This is a genomic window from Pedobacter sp. PACM 27299 (assembly GCF_001412655.1).
Lineage (GTDB): Bacteria > Bacteroidota > Bacteroidia > Sphingobacteriales > Sphingobacteriaceae > Pedobacter.
In genome coordinates, this window is record NZ_CP012996.1 from 2,673,283 (window position 1) to 2,691,729 (window position 18,447).

General features: G+C 42.4%; 11 protein-coding genes. 6 read left to right on the top strand and 5 right to left on the bottom strand.

Going from position 1 to position 18,447, the window contains the following annotated elements:
• Positions 1-44: 44 nt before the first annotated feature.
• The 3 genes from AQ505_RS11255 to AQ505_RS11265 are packed head-to-tail and all read left to right on the top strand — an operon-like array spanning position 45 to position 4,135.
• Positions 45-1,709: a RagB/SusD family nutrient uptake outer membrane protein gene (locus AQ505_RS11255; RefSeq protein WP_062548271.1), complete on the top strand. Its 1,665-nt coding sequence runs from the start codon at positions 45-47 to the stop codon at positions 1,707-1,709.
• Between the two features lie 16 nt (positions 1,710-1,725).
• The gene (locus AQ505_RS11260; RefSeq protein ID WP_062548272.1) at positions 1,726-3,012 is read left to right on the top strand and encodes a glycoside hydrolase family 2 TIM barrel-domain containing protein; all 1,287 of its coding nucleotides are present in this window, start codon (positions 1,726-1,728) and stop codon (positions 3,010-3,012) included.
• A 22-nt stretch (positions 3,013-3,034) separates the two neighbouring features.
• A complete protein-coding gene (locus AQ505_RS11265; protein WP_062548273.1) occupies positions 3,035-4,135 on the top strand; it encodes a family 16 glycosylhydrolase in 1,101 nt (366 codons plus the stop codon).
• Between the two features lie 178 nt (positions 4,136-4,313).
• Here AQ505_RS11265 and AQ505_RS11270 read toward each other — a convergent pair whose 3' ends face one another.
• The 4 genes from AQ505_RS11270 to AQ505_RS11285 are packed head-to-tail and all read right to left on the bottom strand — an operon-like array spanning position 4,314 to position 11,814.
• Positions 4,314-5,969, bottom strand: a complete 1,656-nt coding sequence (locus tag AQ505_RS11270) for a beta-N-acetylhexosaminidase (RefSeq protein WP_062548274.1) — start codon at positions 5,967-5,969, stop codon at positions 4,314-4,316.
• A 24-nt stretch (positions 5,970-5,993) separates the two neighbouring features.
• On the bottom strand, positions 5,994-7,259 hold the full coding sequence (locus AQ505_RS11275) for a family 16 glycosylhydrolase (RefSeq protein WP_062548275.1): 1,266 nt from the start codon (positions 7,257-7,259) through the stop codon (positions 5,994-5,996).
• A gap of 34 nt (positions 7,260-7,293) precedes the next feature.
• The gene (locus AQ505_RS11280) at positions 7,294-8,802 is read right to left on the bottom strand and encodes a RagB/SusD family nutrient uptake outer membrane protein (RefSeq protein ID WP_062548276.1); all 1,509 of its coding nucleotides are present in this window, start codon (positions 8,800-8,802) and stop codon (positions 7,294-7,296) included.
• 9 nt (positions 8,803-8,811) lie between these two features.
• Entirely contained in the window at positions 8,812-11,814 is a 3,003-nt protein-coding gene (locus AQ505_RS11285) for a SusC/RagA family TonB-linked outer membrane protein (protein WP_062548277.1), read from the bottom strand.
• A gap of 342 nt (positions 11,815-12,156) precedes the next feature.
• On the opposite strand from AQ505_RS11285, the gene AQ505_RS11290 reads away from it, so the two are divergent.
• Complete coding sequence (locus AQ505_RS11290; protein WP_062548278.1) at positions 12,157-16,191, top strand: hybrid sensor histidine kinase/response regulator transcription factor; 4,035 nt, start codon at positions 12,157-12,159, stop codon at positions 16,189-16,191.
• 95 nt (positions 16,192-16,286) lie between these two features.
• Positions 16,287-16,700 carry a rhodanese-like domain-containing protein gene (locus AQ505_RS11295; protein ID WP_197286355.1) on the top strand — a complete coding sequence of 138 codons (414 nt, stop codon included), beginning with the start codon at positions 16,287-16,289 and terminating at the stop codon, positions 16,698-16,700.
• 107 nt (positions 16,701-16,807) lie between these two features.
• Here AQ505_RS11295 and AQ505_RS11300 read toward each other — a convergent pair whose 3' ends face one another.
• Positions 16,808-17,803 (bottom strand): GlxA family transcriptional regulator, encoded by a 996-nt coding sequence (locus AQ505_RS11300; RefSeq protein ID WP_062548279.1) that lies wholly within the window; start codon positions 17,801-17,803, stop codon positions 16,808-16,810.
• A gap of 166 nt (positions 17,804-17,969) precedes the next feature.
• Here AQ505_RS11300 and AQ505_RS11305 point away from each other — a divergent pair, with 166 nt between their 5' ends.
• Positions 17,970-18,446, top strand: a complete 477-nt coding sequence (locus tag AQ505_RS11305; RefSeq protein WP_231635077.1) for an SRPBCC family protein — start codon at positions 17,970-17,972, stop codon at positions 18,444-18,446.
• Position 18,447 lies beyond the last annotated feature (1 nt).

Here is an 18,447-nt window from a genome sequence, read left to right on the forward strand (position 1 = left end):
GCCCTGCGGTATAATTATTAATTCATATTAAATCAGCATATATTATGATGACTAAAAAAATAAAATGGCTAATCTGCTTCGCATTTGTCGCTTCAGTAGCCTATTCCTGTAAAAATGTATTAGACGTAAAGCCTACCAATTTCGTGTCTGATGAAGCAGTTTTCAAAGACATTACTTTAACCAATCAGTTCGTTACCAATATTTATTCAAGTTTATTGAGCGGTTTCGACCGTCGGGATGCTGGATTGGGACAGGATTGGTCCGTTGGCTTTGGTTTGCTGGATATGGCAACCGATGACATTGAAGCCCATGCTTCTCTGAATGTAAACCTGATCCAGACCGGAGATTTGAACAGTTCTAATTTTAACTTCTCTACAGAAATGTGGCAGGCCAATTATGTCCTGATCAGAAAGGCAAATATTTTATTGGCCAGGATTGATGCGGTGCCCACTACAGAGACGGCATTGAAAGCAAGATTAAAGGCTGAGGGACGTTTCCTGCGTGCCTTTGGTTATGCAGAATTGATCAAAGCATTTGGTGGTGTACCTTTAATTATCACGGAGCAGAAGATCTCTGAGGACCTGGAAGTACCGAGAAATTCTTATGAAGAATGTGTGAAATTTATAGTGGCAGAATGTGATGCTGCAGCTGCTGATTTGCTGCCTATCTATGGCGAATCTGACCTGGGCCGTGCCACTAAAGGTGCTGCATTGGCACTTAAAGCAAGGGTTTTATTGTATTATGCAAGTCCACTGAACAACCCTTCTAACGACCAGACGCGTTGGGCAGATGCGGCTAAAGCAGCAAAAGATGTCATGAATCTGAATGTTTATGACACCTATCCTGATTTCTATCGTCTTTTTATGGACAAGCAAGGCAACAAGGAAGTGATTTTTGCCAAGAAATACGGCAGACCGGGCAGGATTCATGAAACTGCCTGGAAACTGGCGATGAGTATTGAAGCACCTTCGGTAATTGGTGGTGCCTGGGGTGGTTTTCATGCGACACAAAACCTGGTGGATTGCTATGAGATGAAAGATGGTAAATCGATCAATGATCCTTCCAGCAACTATGTGAAAAATGACCCATATAAGGATCGCGATAGCCGTTTGGACAAATCAATATTGAGAAATGGATCGAGCTGGAAAGGCGTAACTGTAGAAACGTTTGAAGGTGGAAATGCCAATAAAGTATCTAACGGCGACCGTACCAAAACCGGTTATGGCTTGAAGAAATTTATTGATGAGAAGTATGTGACTGCTGCTGATGTGTACCAAGGTGCTGATAATGACTGGATATTTATGCGTTATGCAGAGATCCTATTGATTTATGCAGAAGCACAGAATGAAGCCGTAGGTCCGGATGGAACGGTGCTGGAAGCGATCAACAAAGTGAGAAAAAGAGCGGGTCAGCCTGATTTAACCGCAATGGGAAAAACTCAGATGAGGGATAAAATCATCAATGAAAGAAGAGTGGAACTGGCATTTGAAGAACACCGTTTTTATGATGTCCGCAGATGGAAATTGGGTGCTACCTATTTCAATCAGCCAGTAAGAAAAGTGAAAATCATTAAAAATAATGATGGCAGCTTTGTGTATACAGATGAGGTCTTGGAAAACAGACAATTTAAAGAGCACTATAACCTGCTGCCAATCCCTCAGATAGAATTGGAGAGAAACAGGAAATTGGTGCAGAATAAAGATTATTAACTATTAATTGAATACCATGTTTAGAAAGAGATTAGCTGTTGTATTGTGCTTCGCTTTCCCCTTTATCGTCGTAGCTCAGGATGTAAAATCCGGGGCTGCGATTAAAGTGGCAGTGAAAAAGGAAGGAGCTGGATATCAGCTGATGCGTGACGGGAAACCGTATTATATTAAAGGAGCAGGGGGAACGGGTTATATGAGCCGCATTGCCGCTTACGGAGGGAACTCTGTACGGACCTGGGATACGAAAAACGGAAAGCAGATTTTAGATTCTGCACAGAAATACGGGCTTACCGTTTTGATGGGTTTGCCGGTTGCGGCAGAGCGCCACGGTTTTAATTACGATGATCCGGCGGCGGTAAAAAAGCAGTTTGAAAAGGTTCGTGCAGAAGTGCTCAAATTTAAAGATCATCCGGCATTACTGGCCTGGGGGATTGGCAATGAGCTGAACCTTTCTTACAAAAACCTGAAGGTTTGGGATGCAGTGAATGAGATCGCTGAAATGATCCATAAAGAAGATCCAAATCACCCGGCCAGTACCGTGTTGGCGGGTATCAATAAAAAAGAAGTGGACTATATTAAAGCGAATGCCAAAGCGGTTGACATTTTATCAATCAATACTTATGCTGGCCTGACAGAATTGCCTCAGCAAATTGCTAAGCTGGGTTGGGAAGGTCCGTATATGGTGACAGAATGGGGACCGACTGGTCATTGGGAAGGTTTAGAGACTTCCTGGAAAGCACCTATAGAGGAATCGAGCAGCGAGAAAGCAGCGGTTTATAAAAGAAAGTATTTGTACGGGATCGCAAATGACAAAGATAAATGCTTAGGCTCTTACGTATTTTTATGGGGACAGAAGCAGGAAAGAACACCGACCTGGTATGGTGTTTTTACTGAAAAAGGAGAAGAATCGGAGGTGGTAGATGTGATGCAATTCCTGTGGTCGGGGCATTATCCTGCAAACAAAGCGCCTCATATTTATGCTTTTCAATTGGATGGCCAGATGGCGCTGAACAGTGTGCATTTAAAGGCTGGCGGAAGTTATGAAGCAGTAGTGGATGCCATAGATCCCGACAATGATCAACTGACTTACCGCTTTGAAATGTTGCCAGAGGCGACAAAAGTAGGAGAAGGCGGGGATTATGAAGAAAGACCTGCTGCAGTTTCCGCTGGACTTAAACCACTGGAAAATGGAAAGGTTCAGCTGACTGCACCTGCCGGGAAAGGCGCTTATCGTCTTTTTGTCTATGTGACCGATGGACACAATAATGTAGGTACCGCAAATATTCCTTTTTACGTCAACTAATAAACTATTAAATTTTAAGCGTATGAAACCTTTATTAAATAAATACAGCTGGCTGCTGGTCTTCCTGATTCCTTTGATGGTGTATTGTAAAAAGCCAGAGAAACCTGTTGTTTTGTCCAACTTGCAGTTGTCGGTGGAGCTGCAGAATGATGGATCTGGCCTGGTTAAAGTAAGTGCTACTGCGGAGCAGGCAGACCGCTATTATTTCAGCTTCGGCATTAGCGATAATGAAGAAGCGGTTCGTACGACCGATGGGAAAGCCAGTTTTACCTATACAGCCAGTGGTGCTTATGTGGTAAAGGTGACTGCTTATGGTCCGAATAACAGCTCTGCTGTAGTTACAAAAAACATTAATGTAGTGGTTGCCAACGACGATGCAGGTTATGTTACCCCAGAAAGCTATCCTGGAATGAAGTTGTCCTGGAAGGATGAGTTTAATGGCAGCGCATTAAATACTGCAGATTGGACTGCGGAAATTGGCAATGGAACAGATGGCTGGGGCAATGCAGAATTGCAGTATTACCGCAAGGAAAATGCTAATGTTGCCGATGGTTACCTGACAATTACTGCGAAAAAAGAGGCTTTTGCTGGTTCTCAGTATACTTCTTCAAGATTGAAAACGCAGTACAATAAGAGCTTTAAATACGGAAGATTAGACATCCGCGCAAAGCTTCCAAAAGGGCAGGGGATCTGGCCTGCAATCTGGATGCTGGGTGCCAATATTGACGAGAAAAAATGGCCGTACTCCGGCGAAATTGACATTATGGAATTAGTGGGCGGAGGACCAGGAAAAGACAATACGGTGTATGGTACAATTCATTATGACAATGATGGGACCTATGCACATGTGACCAAATCTTATATTTTACCTAAAGGTGATTTCTCTGAAAAGTTCCATGTGTTTTCATTGTTGTGGGATGAAACCAAACTAACCTGGTTGGTGGATGATGTGGCCTTTTATACGCAGGACATTACCGCTGCTACATTTAACGAATTTCATGAGCCGTTTTTTATCCTGCTGAACGTGGCAGTGGGTGGAAGATGGCCGGGAAGCCCTGATTCAGCTACCTCATTCCCTCAAAAGATGATGGTAGATTATGTGAGGGTTTTTCAAAAACAATAATTATTTGACTGAATGATACAATGTAGCTATTCGCCAGTTCTTTGAATCGTAGTTTGTAAACTTGAAGTCGCAAAATGCGACATCAAGCTGAGGAGAGAGCAGAAAAAAAATGCCCCCGGAAAGCAGTTAACTTTCCAGGGGCATTGGCAAAATAATACTCGTTTTAAAATAGCGGTAATTATTTTGCTTTACTTGAGTTTTCGAGTGCGTCTTTGTAATAATTTGCGTTCCACAGTTGATAACGGTTAAACTGCTGTTTCAAGCGACTTTGAAATGAGGTCCAATCTCTGCTTTCTTTGCTGCTCCAAACTACTTCACTTAAAGCGGACATCCTTGGGAAGATCATATACTCTATTTTGGAAGGGTTGTTCATATACTCTGTCCACACATTGGCTTGTGCACCAAGAATATATTTTCTGGATTCAGCTGGCAGAGCAGCAGGAATAGGTTCATAGCTGTATACCTTTTCTAAAGTAGTCAGACCTGGCATTGTTAAGGAATCTCTTTTAGCCGTTTGGGCGTAATCAAAATACATATAGTTTCCGGGAGTCATGATCGCATAATGGTTTTGTTTTGCGGCTTCAATTCCTCCTTCTTCACCGCGCCAGCTCATCACCGTCGCATTAGGAGCGAGGCCGCCTTCTAAAATCTCGTCCCAGCCAATAATGCTTTTCCCTTTTTTATTGATGTATTTCTCCATGCGCTGTACAAAATAGCTTTGTAATTCATGCTCATCTTTCAGCTGATGGTCTTTCATGCGCTGCTGACATTTCGGACATTTCTTCCAGCTGGTTTTCGGACATTCATCACCACCGATGTGAATGTATTTGGCTGGGAAAAGCGCTGCTACTTCGTCTATGACATCCTGAAAGAAGGTAAAAGTCTGCTCATTTCCTGCACAGAAAACCTCGTCAAAAACACCAAAGGTTTCCTGAACTTTGTATGGTCCGCCGGTACATCCTAAATAACTGTAAGCGGTTAATGCTGCGGAAGCATGACCGGGCATTTCAATTTCAGGAATCACAGTAATGTATCGGTCAGCAGCATATTTAACCACTGCTTTGATTTCCTCTTGGGTGTAGAATCCTCCATGAGGGATATTGGTATTTCCATTGCCTGGCAGGAATCCGGTGATGGTTCCTTTACGTTTCGAGCCAATTTCTGTCAATTTTGGGTACTTTTTAATTTCAATTCTCCAGCCCTGATCGTCTGTTAAATGCCAGTGGAAATAGTTCATTTTGTGGAGCGCCAGGTAATCAATGTATTTTTTTACAAAAGACACTGTAGAAAAATGACGGGCTACATCCAGGTGCATTCCACGGTATTGGAATCTTGGCTCATCTTTGATTTTCACAAAAGGAACCGCTAAGGTTTTGTCTTTTCCGTTCGGATCCAGCAGCTGAATCAAGGTCTGAACACCGTAAAAAACACCTTCCTCGGTGGCAGCGCTAATGAAAATACCTTCCTTTTTTACTTCAAGGGAATAATTTCCAGTAGTCTGATTGGTTTCAGCAGGTTTACTGCTTTCAGTAATTTTGCTGCTCTCAGTAGTTTTGCCGGTTTTATTGTTCAGCGAAAGGTAGATCCCTTGTGTGGCACTTGTCTTACTTTGTTTCAAACTAAAACCATAAAACTGGCTTAAATAAGTGTTTAAAAAGGAAGCTGATTTTTCTAAACCTTGCTGCTTAAAGACCACCTGAGTTTTGTCAGACAAATTAAAAGAACCCTTGGAAGTACTATTGACTTCCAGGGGTTGAGGGATGATATTAAATTGGGCATGTAGTTCTGCTTTTAACAGCAGCAATGTAAAAAGGCAAAGAAGGAATTTGTTCATTTGTGTGTGTTTAACGCTATTGAATTATAATTTATTAAAGTAAAAGTCATCGCCGTAAGCGGTTCCGGCAACAGGTTTATACATGTAAACGGTGACTGATGAATTGGTGGCACCTGTACTGAAAGTCACGGAAGAATTGGTATAGCTCGTAGCGTTAATTGCAGTGTTTACGGCAGCACCACCATAGTTTTTAACGCCGAACATTGCCGATTCTCCAGCGGTACTTACCTTTCCATAACCTCCAAAAACATAGGTGGTATTAGGACTCAGACCGGTAATGACTTGTTCCAATGAAGTCTCGCCGCCTTGCTGTCTGATTGCTTTTGCCCCAGATCTGAAATTGGTCGTCACTACCGCGGTATTACCTGCTGGATTCCAGTTGCCCCATGGGGTCAATGCAGCATCCTCAAAACCTGGATTACCCAATACTGGTACTTCCTTATACACCCTGATATAATCCACATTCATGTTAAAAGGAAGGTCGGCATTGGTAATTGCTCCAGGCCATCCTGCACCACCAGATTGGTTTAAGATCAGGTAAAAGGGCTTGTCGAACGGCCATTGTGAAGAGGTCGCAGCGGCAGCTCTGTTATAGGTGTATTGCAGGACATTGTTTACATAAAACTGAATGGCCGAAGGGCTCCAGATGATGCCGTAAATGTTGTAATCTGCAGTGTTGTAAGCCGTCGTTTTGGTTGCGGAACTGCCGCCTGATGGTCCGGTAACTGATCCATTGTGAATCGTTTGGTGAACTGAATTCTCATAGTTTACATGTTCCATGATGTCTATTTCACCACTGTTTGGCCAGTCGCCATAAGAAACCGGCGTTTCTGGCATCATCCAGATCGCTGGCCATGAACCTTGTCCTTGTTTAAACTTTGCCCTGACTTCCACTTTTCCATATAAGAAGCTGAACTTTGTGGAAGTCTGAATACCTCCTGAATGGTAGGGAACCGGATCGCCGGCGATCACCGCATTATCCATTCTTAATACCAGATCGGTTCCATTTTGAGCCACATAATCTGAGGTTGAGGTCAGGTATTTTGCCCATGCTGGAGACCACCTAGGACTATACGTCCATTTGCTGGCATCAAAACTTCCGGTGCTGTTGAATTCATCAGAAAAAACAAGGTCCCAGGAAGAGCTCAGGGTAGCCAGTGCTGCTGTGTTTTGTACAGCAACACTACTTGCCTGGCTTTTACTGGCGGGTAGATCCGGACTTTGCTGCAGCGCTTTTGAACAGGAAAACAGTAGGATGGAGCTGCCCATCAGGAGGTTCATCATTTTCATAATTCTTGGTTTAGGGTTTATATTGATTTATGGTTTATTTAATGATAGGCAATGGGGACCAGTAAAATTCATGTGTCGCATCATTTGGTTTCCCTTTCAATGGAAGTTCTGAAGGATCGCGGTCTTCCGTGGCTTTGGCTACAGTTTCCGTTCTGATCAGGTCAAACCATCTTGCTGCAGGTTCTGGTCCGGCAAATTCCCAGCCTTTTTCTGCAATTACTGCATTTCTAAAATCCGTTTGATTCAAACCTTTTGCCAATTCTCCTAATCCAGCTCTGTTTCTAACCTCATTGACGGCCTGGTAAGCGGTTTCATCTGGTCCGCCAGCGGACATGGCTTTTGCTTCTGCGTAGGTTAAGAGTACTTCTGCATAGCGGATCATGTATACCGTTGCACTTCCCCACCAGTCGTTCAGTTTATGGGTAACCGGATCATAGGATTCATCATCTCTATATTTTAAGAAATAAGGATGTTTGTGCGTCAGTTTGGTATAATCTACCGCTTTAGCTGGATCGTTACCTAAGAAATAAACCATTTGGTAAGTGGCCTCTTTTCTTGGGCCAGCAGGGAATTTATTGTAAAATGCGATCTCTCCGAAAGCCTCGTCCCATCCACCTTCTTCACCAGGAGCAAAGTTGGGAGGTCCCATCTGACTGCCATTACCCCAGTTGTCTCCATAATCCCAGATACTTGGCATGTTTTTATTGTAATAACAGGCAAAAACAGCTTCTTTATTAAACCTGGAATCTTTATCCCAAAGTTCCGCATAACCGTTTACCAATCCATAACCCCAGGTCGCTTTGCCATCTATCACTTCTTTGGCTTTTTTAGCGGCGAGGTCATATTTGTCGGTTTGTTTCAATGGCCAGCCCGCCATAGTCAGGTATACATTGGCCAGCAATGCTTTCGCGGAACCTCTTGTTGGCAGAATATCCGTGCTGCCTTGTCGTCTAGGGCCAGACCAGGCATCAGGCAGCATCATTTCTGCTTTCTGCAGATCTGCAATCACCAGATTATAGATTTCCTGTGGGGAAGCATTGTTCTGCGCCTCTAGATTTGCCTGCAGTGGCATTGGTACCGCACCCCAGGTACGGGTCAGGAAAAAATAGGAAATGGCACGATAAAAATAACCTACACCGGCGGAGTTGCTGCGCTGTACCTCAGTGGCATCCGTTGCTTTTGGGTAATTCTCAATCAAAGAATTGGAAGATTTGATGGTTTTATAGAAATAGTTCCACCAGATGGTCATCCTGTCGTTGGAAGAGTTGGCTTGAAAGGTATCGAAATTGGAGAAGCCCATTTTGTTTCCTCCGGCATGCGTGGTAATGTCATCACTGCCAAAGGTGGTGGCCAATCCGCCGGTTTGATTCCAGGCCAGGTTATACGTTAATGAAATACCAAGTGTGGCAGAATTCAGGTCTTCGGCAGTCTTGTAAAAAGTTTGAGGAGTGATGCTGCCTTTAGGGTCTTCCTTTAAGAAATCTTTCTTGCAGGAGGAGACAAGCATCGCAGGTATCAGGAGGGTAACAATATATTTTTTCATTGGAATGGTTTAAAAGGTTAGGTTAAGCATAATGGTGAAGGTTTTTGGAGAAGGGTAGGCCCCTAAATCAATGCCGGCATCTGAGTCATTATTTGCCGCAGTTGAACTGGCTTCAGGGTCAAATCCTTTGTATTTGGTGATGGTAAATAGGTTTTGACCACTTAGGGTAAGTTTTGCATTGCCAAACTTTATCATGCTTTTAGGTAGCTTATAGGATAAGCTGACGTTTTTGAGTCTGGCATAAGCTGCATTTTGCAGGAATTGAGTAGACTCGATATATTCTTTTGCGGTACTGGTTGGATTTGCCCATAGGGAACCTGTATTTTGAGGTGTCCAGTAATCGGCTGCTGCGGCAAGTGTTGGATAGGCTACATCGCTGGTGGCAATTGCTGATGCTGCATAGGTAGCATTGAACATTTTATGTCCATAAGCACCTTGAATAAATACATTTAATTCAAGATTCTTATAGTTAAAATTATTGTTGAAACCCCATTGTACTTTAGGCATGGCATTTCCTGAGATCACCATGTCTTCAAAGCCAATCGTCCCGTTTCCACTCACATCAGTGTATTTATAATCACCTGCTTTATGTCCATTCTCGTCATTTTGGTACACACCTTCCCATGGAATCAGGTAAAATGAACCTAATGGCTGTCCCACCTGAATCACCTGGATAGGGGAATTAATTAAACCACCACCGATTTGGTTCCGTCTGATCATGGTTTGCTCACCAAGGCTGACTACCTTATTCTTATTCAGAGCGGCATTAAAGCTGGTATTCCATTTGAAGTCGGTATGGTCAATGGCATTGAAATCTACCATAAATTCAAAACCTCTGTTGTTCACTGCACCGATGTTTTTTAATAGGGTGCCGCCGCCAAGATAATTGTCGATTGGGGTGAATAAGAGTAAATCTGTCGTGTTTTTATTGTAATAATCTGCTGTGATGTTCAATCTCCTGTTGAAAAAGCTCATGTCCACACCAATATCAGTCTGTTTTGTCGTTTCCCATTTGATATCTGGGGTATTTGGATTACCCAGCGTATAACCCTGAAAAGAGGTGGTACTGCCGTAAGAATAATTTGCCGGACTCAATAAACCCAAAGTACTGTAAGGGGCAATAGATTGATTTCCAGTTACTCCCCAGCCTGCTCTAAGTTTAAGCGCAGAAAAAACATTCAGTTTCTTGATGAAGGATTCTTCTGATAAGTTCCAGCCTAAACTTGCTGAAGGGAAATTACTCCATTTATTGTCTCCCTGAAATTTGGAAGATCCATCTCTTCTGATGGTTACTGTAGCCATGTATTTCCCATCATAACTGTAGGCTGCTCTACCCATAAAAGACAGGATGGACCATTGGGAATAGCCGGATGAAATACTTTGAGCGGTGTTCAAACCCAGGTTATAATAGCCGTTGGAAGTAGTGCTTAAACCGGATCCGTTTGCACTAAAGCTATTGGAGGTGTTTTGTGTGCTCTCTTCCACAGCGGTGATGGTAAGGTCATGTTTTTCATTAATGACTTTATGGAAGGTCAGGACATTGTTGTTCTGAAAGTTGTAATTTTCAGAGAAGCTCTGTGCGGATTTCATGTTACCTGGGGAAATCCAGTTGTTGGTAAGAGAAGCTGCTTTTGACAGGTTCAGGTCTAATCCAAAAGTAGAGGTAAAGGTTAGCCAGTCTGTAATGTTATACTTCAGGTTGGCATTCATAGTAGCCACATTAGCAAACACATTATTGTCGCTTTCCATACTGGTCATGTATGGATTTGGCCAGATCGGAGACAATCCGTTTCGGTTATATTGTTTGGTCGCTTCGTCATCATACACTGGTTCTGTAGGTGCCCAGGCAATCGAAGCCATCACAGGATTTGCTTTTGAAGTTTGCAGCCCATTATTTTTTGAATTGATGCGCTGTGCAAACAGGTTAATTCCTAAGGAGATTTTACTGTTTAATTTGGCCTCCAGGTTGGTACGGATACCAAATTTCTTTTGGTTGGTGTTGACTAGTAATCCATCCTGATCGGTATAAAAACCGGAAACATAATATTTCGCATTTTCAGTTCCTCCACTTGCAGAAAGCTGGTGATTCTGGGTGATGGCATCTTTAAAAAGGAGGTCTTGCCAATCTGTTGTTTTTCCAGCATAGGATTCCGGGTTAGGAATCACCGGAGAACCTGCGGAAAGGTTGGCCATGTTTGCATAAGTCACTGCATCCATCAGTTTGTATCTTTTCATTGGACTGCTGAAGTTGACGAAACTATTGTAGGCCACTGTTACGGCGCCAGATCTCCCTTTTTTAGTGGTTATAATCACTACGCCATTTGCACCTCTCGAACCGTAGATTGCAGTAGCTGAGGCATCTTTTAACACATCCATCGCTTCAATATCATTTACATTGAGGTCCTGAATACCGATACTGCCCAGCGCTACACCATCTACAATATATAAAGGCTCATTGCTGCCACCTATGGAATTGGCCCCTCTGATCCTGATTTTTGCCTGTCCACCAGGTGCACCAGAGCTTTGGGTAACCGCAACACCTGCTACTCTTCCCTGTAATGCATTGGCTGCATTAAGTACAGGCTGATCTTTATACGTGTCTGATTTTAGGGTGGCCACAGATCCGGTCAGGTCTTTACGTTTTTGCGTACCATAACCAATTACGGCAACGGCTTCCAGCGTTTGTACATCGGATTCTAAATTTACATTGATTACTTTTTGGTTGTTTACAGGCACTTGCTTTTCTTTCATGCCCACATAATTGAACACTAGTGTGGCATCTGCAGGCGCATTGATAGAGAATTTACCATCAGGGTTTGTTTGTGTAGATAAGGAAGCTCCTTTTACTCTTACCACAACCCCAGGTAAAGGGGCACCTTCATTGCTGACTTTTCCAGTAATGACCTGCTGGGCATAGGCGGTGGTAAAGCCGGAACAGACCAGGAGCAGTAAGAGTCGGAGGGCGATCGAGTGTTTAAAAAAATAAGAAAGGTGTAATCGTTTGATCATCATTAATTTGGTTTTTGTTTAAAGAAATAGGTTGTTTTGGGAGTTGATAAGGATGAAACCTGCTCCTGCAGGAGCTTTCGGTTTTTTGAGCTCTGTTTTTATGCGAAGCCTTGTTTGGCTCAGAATAAAACAGCGCATGACAAGGCCAGTGTTTTCATAATATTTGGTTTAGGTGAAGCAATTGGCGATAAGATGTGGTGAACCGCTTTGCTAAGGTATATAGGAATAGCAGCCTGAAAAGGGGGTGAAGTAGTTAAAAAAGGGGGGTAAACTCGATAGGTTCCATGTTTAAAACACAAATAATACTTACATTCAACCCTAGATATCATATTCCCTTACCTCCACATGTTTAATCCTTTTAGAACTCTTGCGATCACTGTTTCATTATTATGGATCACCTTACCTTCAGCTGCAATTGACTTTTCTTCGGTATTCTATTTAGGTATTGAAAATGGCCTTTCTAACAATGAGGTAAATTGTCTTTTTCAGAGCAGGGATGGTTTCATGTGGTTTGGTACTTTTGATGGATTGAACCGTTATGATGGCTACAGTTTCAAGATCTTCAGAAAGAAGCTGAAAGATGGAAATTCACTGATCAACAACAGGATCCAATGTCTTGCGGAAGATGAGGCTGGAAATCTGTGGATTGGCACGATGGGCGGGGTATCCATTTATAATGCGGCGAAGGAGAAGTTTAATACGCTGTATTTTAATGCACTTTCGAAAAAAGGAAAGCAGCTGGTGGACAATACCACGGTATTAAAAAGAGAAGGAAAAAATGATATGCTGATCGGGACTGCTAAGGACGGCTTACTGCTGTATATGGCAGCAACAGGAAAGACCATCCAGATTCCGTTCGTATCCGGTTCTTCAAAACGTGTTTCGTATCAGGTAACGGCCATAGAAAGGGATAAAAATAACCAGGTTTGGTTGTTTATTGAAGGCCTGGGTTTGTGTAAATACGATAGAAAAACACAAACGGTTAGTCTCTTGAGTAATACCTTAAAAAATGTCTCCTGTATTCAGGCAGATACTTTGGGCAACCTGTGGCTGGGTACAAGTTCGGGGATCTATAACTATAGGATTGCTGACCGAACATTCTCTTTCAGGCCATTGCCCCGACCAGTAACCAGTTTGTATTTCGATCAGTCTGATCAGCTTTGCATCACCACAGATGGCGGGGGGATTTTCATGATCAACATCAATGAAGAAAAGATGACCCAGCCTTTTAGGCTGAATGAAAAGGAACTTTTTACCAGCACGGCGATAAAAGGAATGTTAAGAGACCATCAGGGCAGGGTCTGGGTGGCCACATTAAGAGGGGGAATCAATGTCATAGACAATCAGCGATACCGATTTAAAACCCTTAATCCTGATCCTTTAGAAAAGAACAGTTACCATAACTATTTTATTTCTTCATTCGCTGAGGATGCTGCCAATAACATTTGGATAGGGACGGATGGGAATGGACTGGACCGCTGGGACCGCAAAAGGAATATATATGTAAACTATAAAAAGGAAGCCAGGAATGGCTTGACAAGCAACAACATCACGACCATTTTAAATGACCATCAAAATACCATTTGGCTGGCTACCTGGGGCGGGGGAATCCATCGTTTCCAGAAGTCAGCAGGGACTTTTGAGCATTTTAGCTGTATCCATCCTGTCAGTGGTTTAGAGTTTAAAAATGTATGGAAATTATACGAGGACAAACAACACAATTTATGGGCAAGTACGTTCGACAATGGCGGATTGTACAAGTTCAATCCAGCGCTGAAACGTTTTGAGTTATTTGATGATGCGATTGGCAATATCCTTTGCTTTATGGAGGATCGTAAAGGCGATTTATGGGCGGGAACGGATAGTAAGTTAATCCGCATCGACAGGCGCTTGAAAAAACACCTGGTTTATCATATTGGACATCGGGTAAGGGCTATTCTGGAGGATAAAGGAGCTATTTTATGGCTTGGAACGGAGGGCGGTGGATTGCTTTCACTAAATACCAGCAGCAAGAAGTACAGGCGATTTACAGAAAGCGATGGATTGCCGAATAATGCGGTATTGAATATCTTGCCTGATCAGGAGGGCGCGCTTTGGCTGAGTACTTTTTATGGGCTTTCGAAATTCAATCCGACCACTAAAAAGTTTCATAATTTCTTTGCCTCTGATGGCTTGCAAAGCAATCAGTTCAGTTACCTGGCAGCGGCCAAATTGAAATCCGGAGAATTGATATTCGGAGGGATCAAAGGTTTTAATGTGTTCTCAGCAGAGAAAATCAGCTTCTCCAGGGATAAACAGCAGATCTTGCTGACGGAGGTAAGTATAGATAATAAGCCTGTAAGCGAGAGTTTAAATGCGGAGTTTGTTAAGAAAACAACGGCCGGAGTCATCGATCAGCTCCTGATCCCTTACCATAAGGCATCGCTGTCTTTTGGCTTTATTAGTCTGGAGTATTCTAAACCTGATAAGATTAATTATGCCTATTTTTTGGAAGGATGGGATAACAACTGGATCAATGCAGGAAAAGTAAGGACCGCAAATTACAGCAGGTTAAAAGAAGGAACATATACGTTTCATATCAAAGCAAGCAATAGCGAAGGGGAATGGGGGGATGAACAATTAGTCAGCATTGTGGTGCTGCCACCCTGGCAGCGAACCTGGTGGGCTTATGCTTTGTATGCTTTGGTGATTGGGCTGGGCGTTTATTTGTATGTCAGGTATAAGCGTCAGCAGCTCGACCTGAACTATAAAGTGCGTCTGGCACAAATGGAAACTGAAAAAGAAAAAGAACTCAATGAGAAGAAGCTTTCCTTTTTTACAAACATCACCCATGAATTGAGAACTCCGCTCACTTTAATTGTGAACCCGGTTAAGGAACTGATAGGTAAAACAGAAGATACGTTAAAAAAGGAATTGACGGTGATCTATAGAAATGCGAGCCGTTTATTGACTTTAGTGGACCAGCTGATGCTGTTCAGGACAACGGATCAGGAAACGGCTAAGGTTCAGCTCAGTGAATTGAATTTTTACCAGCTGTGTAAAGATACTTTTGAAAGCTATCAGAAAATTGCTTTGAGCAAGCATATTCATTATGAGTTTGAATGTGCAAATCATGACCTGATGATTTTTGGGGACTATGAGAAGCTGGAAATTATCTTTTTTAACCTCCTTTCCAATGCTTTTAAATTTACGCCTTCCAATGGCAGTATCTTGTTTAAGGTGGAAGAAAATGAAACTGAGGTTAGCGTTTTTATCAACGACACCGGATGTGGGATCAATGAAAATGTGAAGAATAAACTCTTTGAAAAGTATTACCAGGGAAAAAATAGCGCAAAGAATAAGGAGATCGGATTTGGCATTGGTTTGTATCTGGCAAAGCAATTTATTGATTGTCATCAGGGAGAATTGAGCTATTCCAGCGAGCCGGGTACAGGGACTTCATTTCAAATCAAACTGAAAAAAGGAATGTGGTTTGATCCCGCTACCCCGGCAGCAGTGCCACTGGAAAATAAGCTGCTGCAGCGCCCAGAGCAGATTCCAGCCGAAGAAATTACTGAGGTTCCCAATATCAATACACTGGAGATCACTGAAAAAAGATCATTACTGATTGTCGATGATAACATGGAACTGCGGCAGTACCTGAAAAAGATCTTTAGTCCGCAGTTTGTAGTATATGAAGCGGAGAACGGTCTGGCAGGCTTTGAACTGGCACAAAAACTGGTGCCTGATCTGGTGATCAGTGATGTGCTGATGGAAGAAGGAAATGGGGTGGAGCTCTGTAAAAAGATAAAAACTGAGCCTATGCTGAACCATATTCCTGTGATTCTTTTATCTGGCCTCAGCTCTGCGGAAAGTAAATTGAAGGGGATTGAAAGTGGGGCAGATGATTACATCATTAAGCCGTTTGACAAGGACTTGCTGCTGGCTAAAATCAATGCGGTATTAGACAACAGGGATACCTTGCACCAATATTTTAGAGACAACATTACCCTCCGGAATAACAATCAGAAAATATCTGCGACCTATAAAGCTTTTCTGGAGAAATGTATTGCCATTGTGGAGGAGAATTTAAGCAATGAAGATTTCAATGCGCAATGGCTGGCCAGGTCTTGTAATTTGAGTTATTCTATCCTCTACAAAAAAGTGAAATCCATTTCCGGCCTTTCTTTAAATGCATTTATACGGTCTATTCGGTTGCGTAAGGCGGCATTGTTGATGCTGAGCACCAATACCAATGTGAACGAAGCCGCATTTCAGGTGGGGATTTATGACATCAAGTTTTTCAGGCTGCAATTCAAGAAATTGTATGGGATGAATCCTTCTGATTATATTAAGAAATACCGAAATTCCTTTAGTAAAGAATTTAACCTGATCAAATAAGCGTGATGGTTTTTATATTAGTATCAGCGCTAGGAGGAATGCCTGTTAAATGACGGAAGTATTCCGGATAAGTTTTAATTATAAATCGACTCAAGATGGAAAATCAACTCAGGATGGATGCACAAATTAAACATTATGAAAACAAGCTGGCTTTTGAAATGGATCCTTCAGATTTGTTTGAAGCCCTAAAGAACGGTGAAAAAGTAATTGCGATGGATGCCAGGAAGGTCTTTGGATTTGAAGCAGAGCATATTCCTGGTGCCATCAATATTCCCCATAGGGAGATGAATCTAGAAAGTACAAAACATCTGGATAAGGATTTTACCTATGTCACCTATTGCGATGGAATTGGCTGCAATGCTTCCACAAAAGGCGCTTTAAATATGACCAGACTTGGTTTTAAGGTCAAAGAACTGATTGGTGGACTGGAATGGTGGAAGCTTGATGGCTATGCAACAGCGGGGACAAAAGCAGGTGATGCTGGCGAGCAAATCCAATGCGCTTGTTAAAATTTCTACATTTTACTAATTTCATGTATCCAGCTAAAGCTTAAAAGCGATGAAGGATCATGTTCAATAAATGAAGGAGCTCGGGATTGAGGCGATCGAGGATTAAGCTAGGCCCGGATCGCTGCCTCTTTATTGTACTTGCCACGGTACTCCAGTGGGGAGATTCCTGTGATTTTCCTAAAGACTTCCCGGAATGCCTTTGTGTCTGAGTAACCAACCGCATACATGATTTCATTAATTGTTTTCCGGGTAGTTTCAAATTCTTTTTTTGCAAATTCCATCTTGACGCGCTGTGTATACTCCACTGGGGTATTGCCGGTCGCTTTTATGAACCTCCTGTCGAAGTTTCTTCTCCCTATAGCGAATCTGGAAGACAAAGCTTCCATCGAAATTTTATCCTCCAGGTTGCTTTCAATATAGGCTTGTGCTTTTTTTACCATTTCATCGCTGTGGTGCTTTTGTCCGGCAAATATGATAAATGCCGACTGACTTTGTCGGTCTATTTCAATCTGGAAGATTTTAGAGCAATAAATAGCAGTTTGTCGGTCGTAATATTTTTCTACCAGGTAGATGACCAGATTGAGAAAGGAATAGCCACCACCATTGGTATAAATTCGATGTTCATCCGTAATTAACTGCTCAACTTGCAGGTTTACTTTAGGGAATTTTTTCTGAAAAGCATCCGCGAAACACCAATGCGTCGCACATTTTTTCCCATCTAACAAACCTGCTGCTGCCAATACAAATGCCGCACTGCACATGCTGGCTATTTCGGCGCCTTTGCGATAATGTGCGTTGATCCAATCCAGCATTGCCTGACTTTCGTTATCGTTTTCGTCTTCTTTATGGTTGAGGGAAGGAATCAGAATCAGGTCTGTCTTTTGTATAGCAGAGATGTTCTTTTCTGTTTTTAAGGTGAGTAAACCTTTCATGAGTTCCGCACGAGGGGAAAGCCCCGCCATTTCAATTTCATATAAGGGCTGTTTTCCATTTCCTACCCAGTAATCATTTGCCGCCGTCAGTATTTCATAAGCGCCTATGATGCAGGCCATGCTGTTGATATTGGTTTTTCCACCAGGAATTAAAATCGTGATGTGTTTCATCGCTTTCTTTTTAATAAAAATAAGGGAAATCTGCGTCTAAATCAACCCCTGGAAAAGTCCAATTGGTACCACATTAGCAAGGGGGATGTCCCGTAACTTTGAGTTGTACTCCTCAATATTTGAGTTGTTCTTTTCGATAAATGAATTAATAACAGTTAAACCTACAATGAAACAAGCTATGGAAAGTAAAAACTTTACTGCGACACTATTGGTCGATCAAACTCCGGAACAAGTGTTCAATGCCGTTAAAAATGTACGTGGATGGTGGTCAGAGAATATTGAAGGAGGTACCGAAAACTTAAATGATGTATTTAAGTATCATTATGAAGACATACACCGCACAAAAATTAAGCTGATAGAGGTGCTGCCTAACAAGAAAATAGTTTGGTATGTGATGGAAAATAGGTTCAATTTTACCAAGGATCAAGAGGAATGGACAGGCGATCAAATGATTTTTGAGATTACTGAAAAAGGCGGTCATACGCAGCTGCAATTTACGCAGGTAGGTCTGGTTCCTGATTATGAATGTTACGAGATCTGTTTCAGTTCCTGGAATCATTATATTTTGGATAGTCTACAAAGTTTAATCACTACGGGCAAAGGGTTGCCAACTATTAAGGAAGGAAAATCCCTATCTTCATGAA

Bases quoted from the DNA above. Each gene is read 5' to 3' on its own strand.
- AQ505_RS11275 (WP_062548275.1), bottom strand. From the start codon at position 7,259: ATGAAAATGATGAACCTCCTGATGGGCAGCTCCATCCTACTGTTTTCC.
- AQ505_RS11295 (WP_197286355.1), top strand. From the start codon at position 16,287: ATGGAAAATCAACTCAGGATGGATGCACAAATTAAACATTATGAAAAC.
- AQ505_RS11300 (WP_062548279.1), bottom strand. From the start codon at position 17,803: ATGAAACACATCACGATTTTAATTCCTGGTGGAAAAACCAATATCAAC.
- AQ505_RS11285 (WP_062548277.1), bottom strand. From the start codon at position 11,814: ATGATGATCAAACGATTACACCTTTCTTATTTTTTTAAACACTCGATC.
- AQ505_RS11305 (WP_231635077.1), top strand. From the start codon at position 17,970: ATGAAACAAGCTATGGAAAGTAAAAACTTTACTGCGACACTATTGGTC.
- AQ505_RS11290 (WP_062548278.1), top strand. From the start codon at position 12,157: ATGTTTAATCCTTTTAGAACTCTTGCGATCACTGTTTCATTATTATGG.
- AQ505_RS11255 (WP_062548271.1), top strand. From the start codon at position 45: ATGATGACTAAAAAAATAAAATGGCTAATCTGCTTCGCATTTGTCGCT.
- AQ505_RS11280 (WP_062548276.1), bottom strand. From the start codon at position 8,802: ATGAAAAAATATATTGTTACCCTCCTGATACCTGCGATGCTTGTCTCC.
- AQ505_RS11260 (WP_062548272.1), top strand. From the start codon at position 1,726: ATGTTTAGAAAGAGATTAGCTGTTGTATTGTGCTTCGCTTTCCCCTTT.
- AQ505_RS11270 (WP_062548274.1), bottom strand. From the start codon at position 5,969: ATGAACAAATTCCTTCTTTGCCTTTTTACATTGCTGCTGTTAAAAGCA.
- AQ505_RS11265 (WP_062548273.1), top strand. From the start codon at position 3,035: ATGAAACCTTTATTAAATAAATACAGCTGGCTGCTGGTCTTCCTGATT.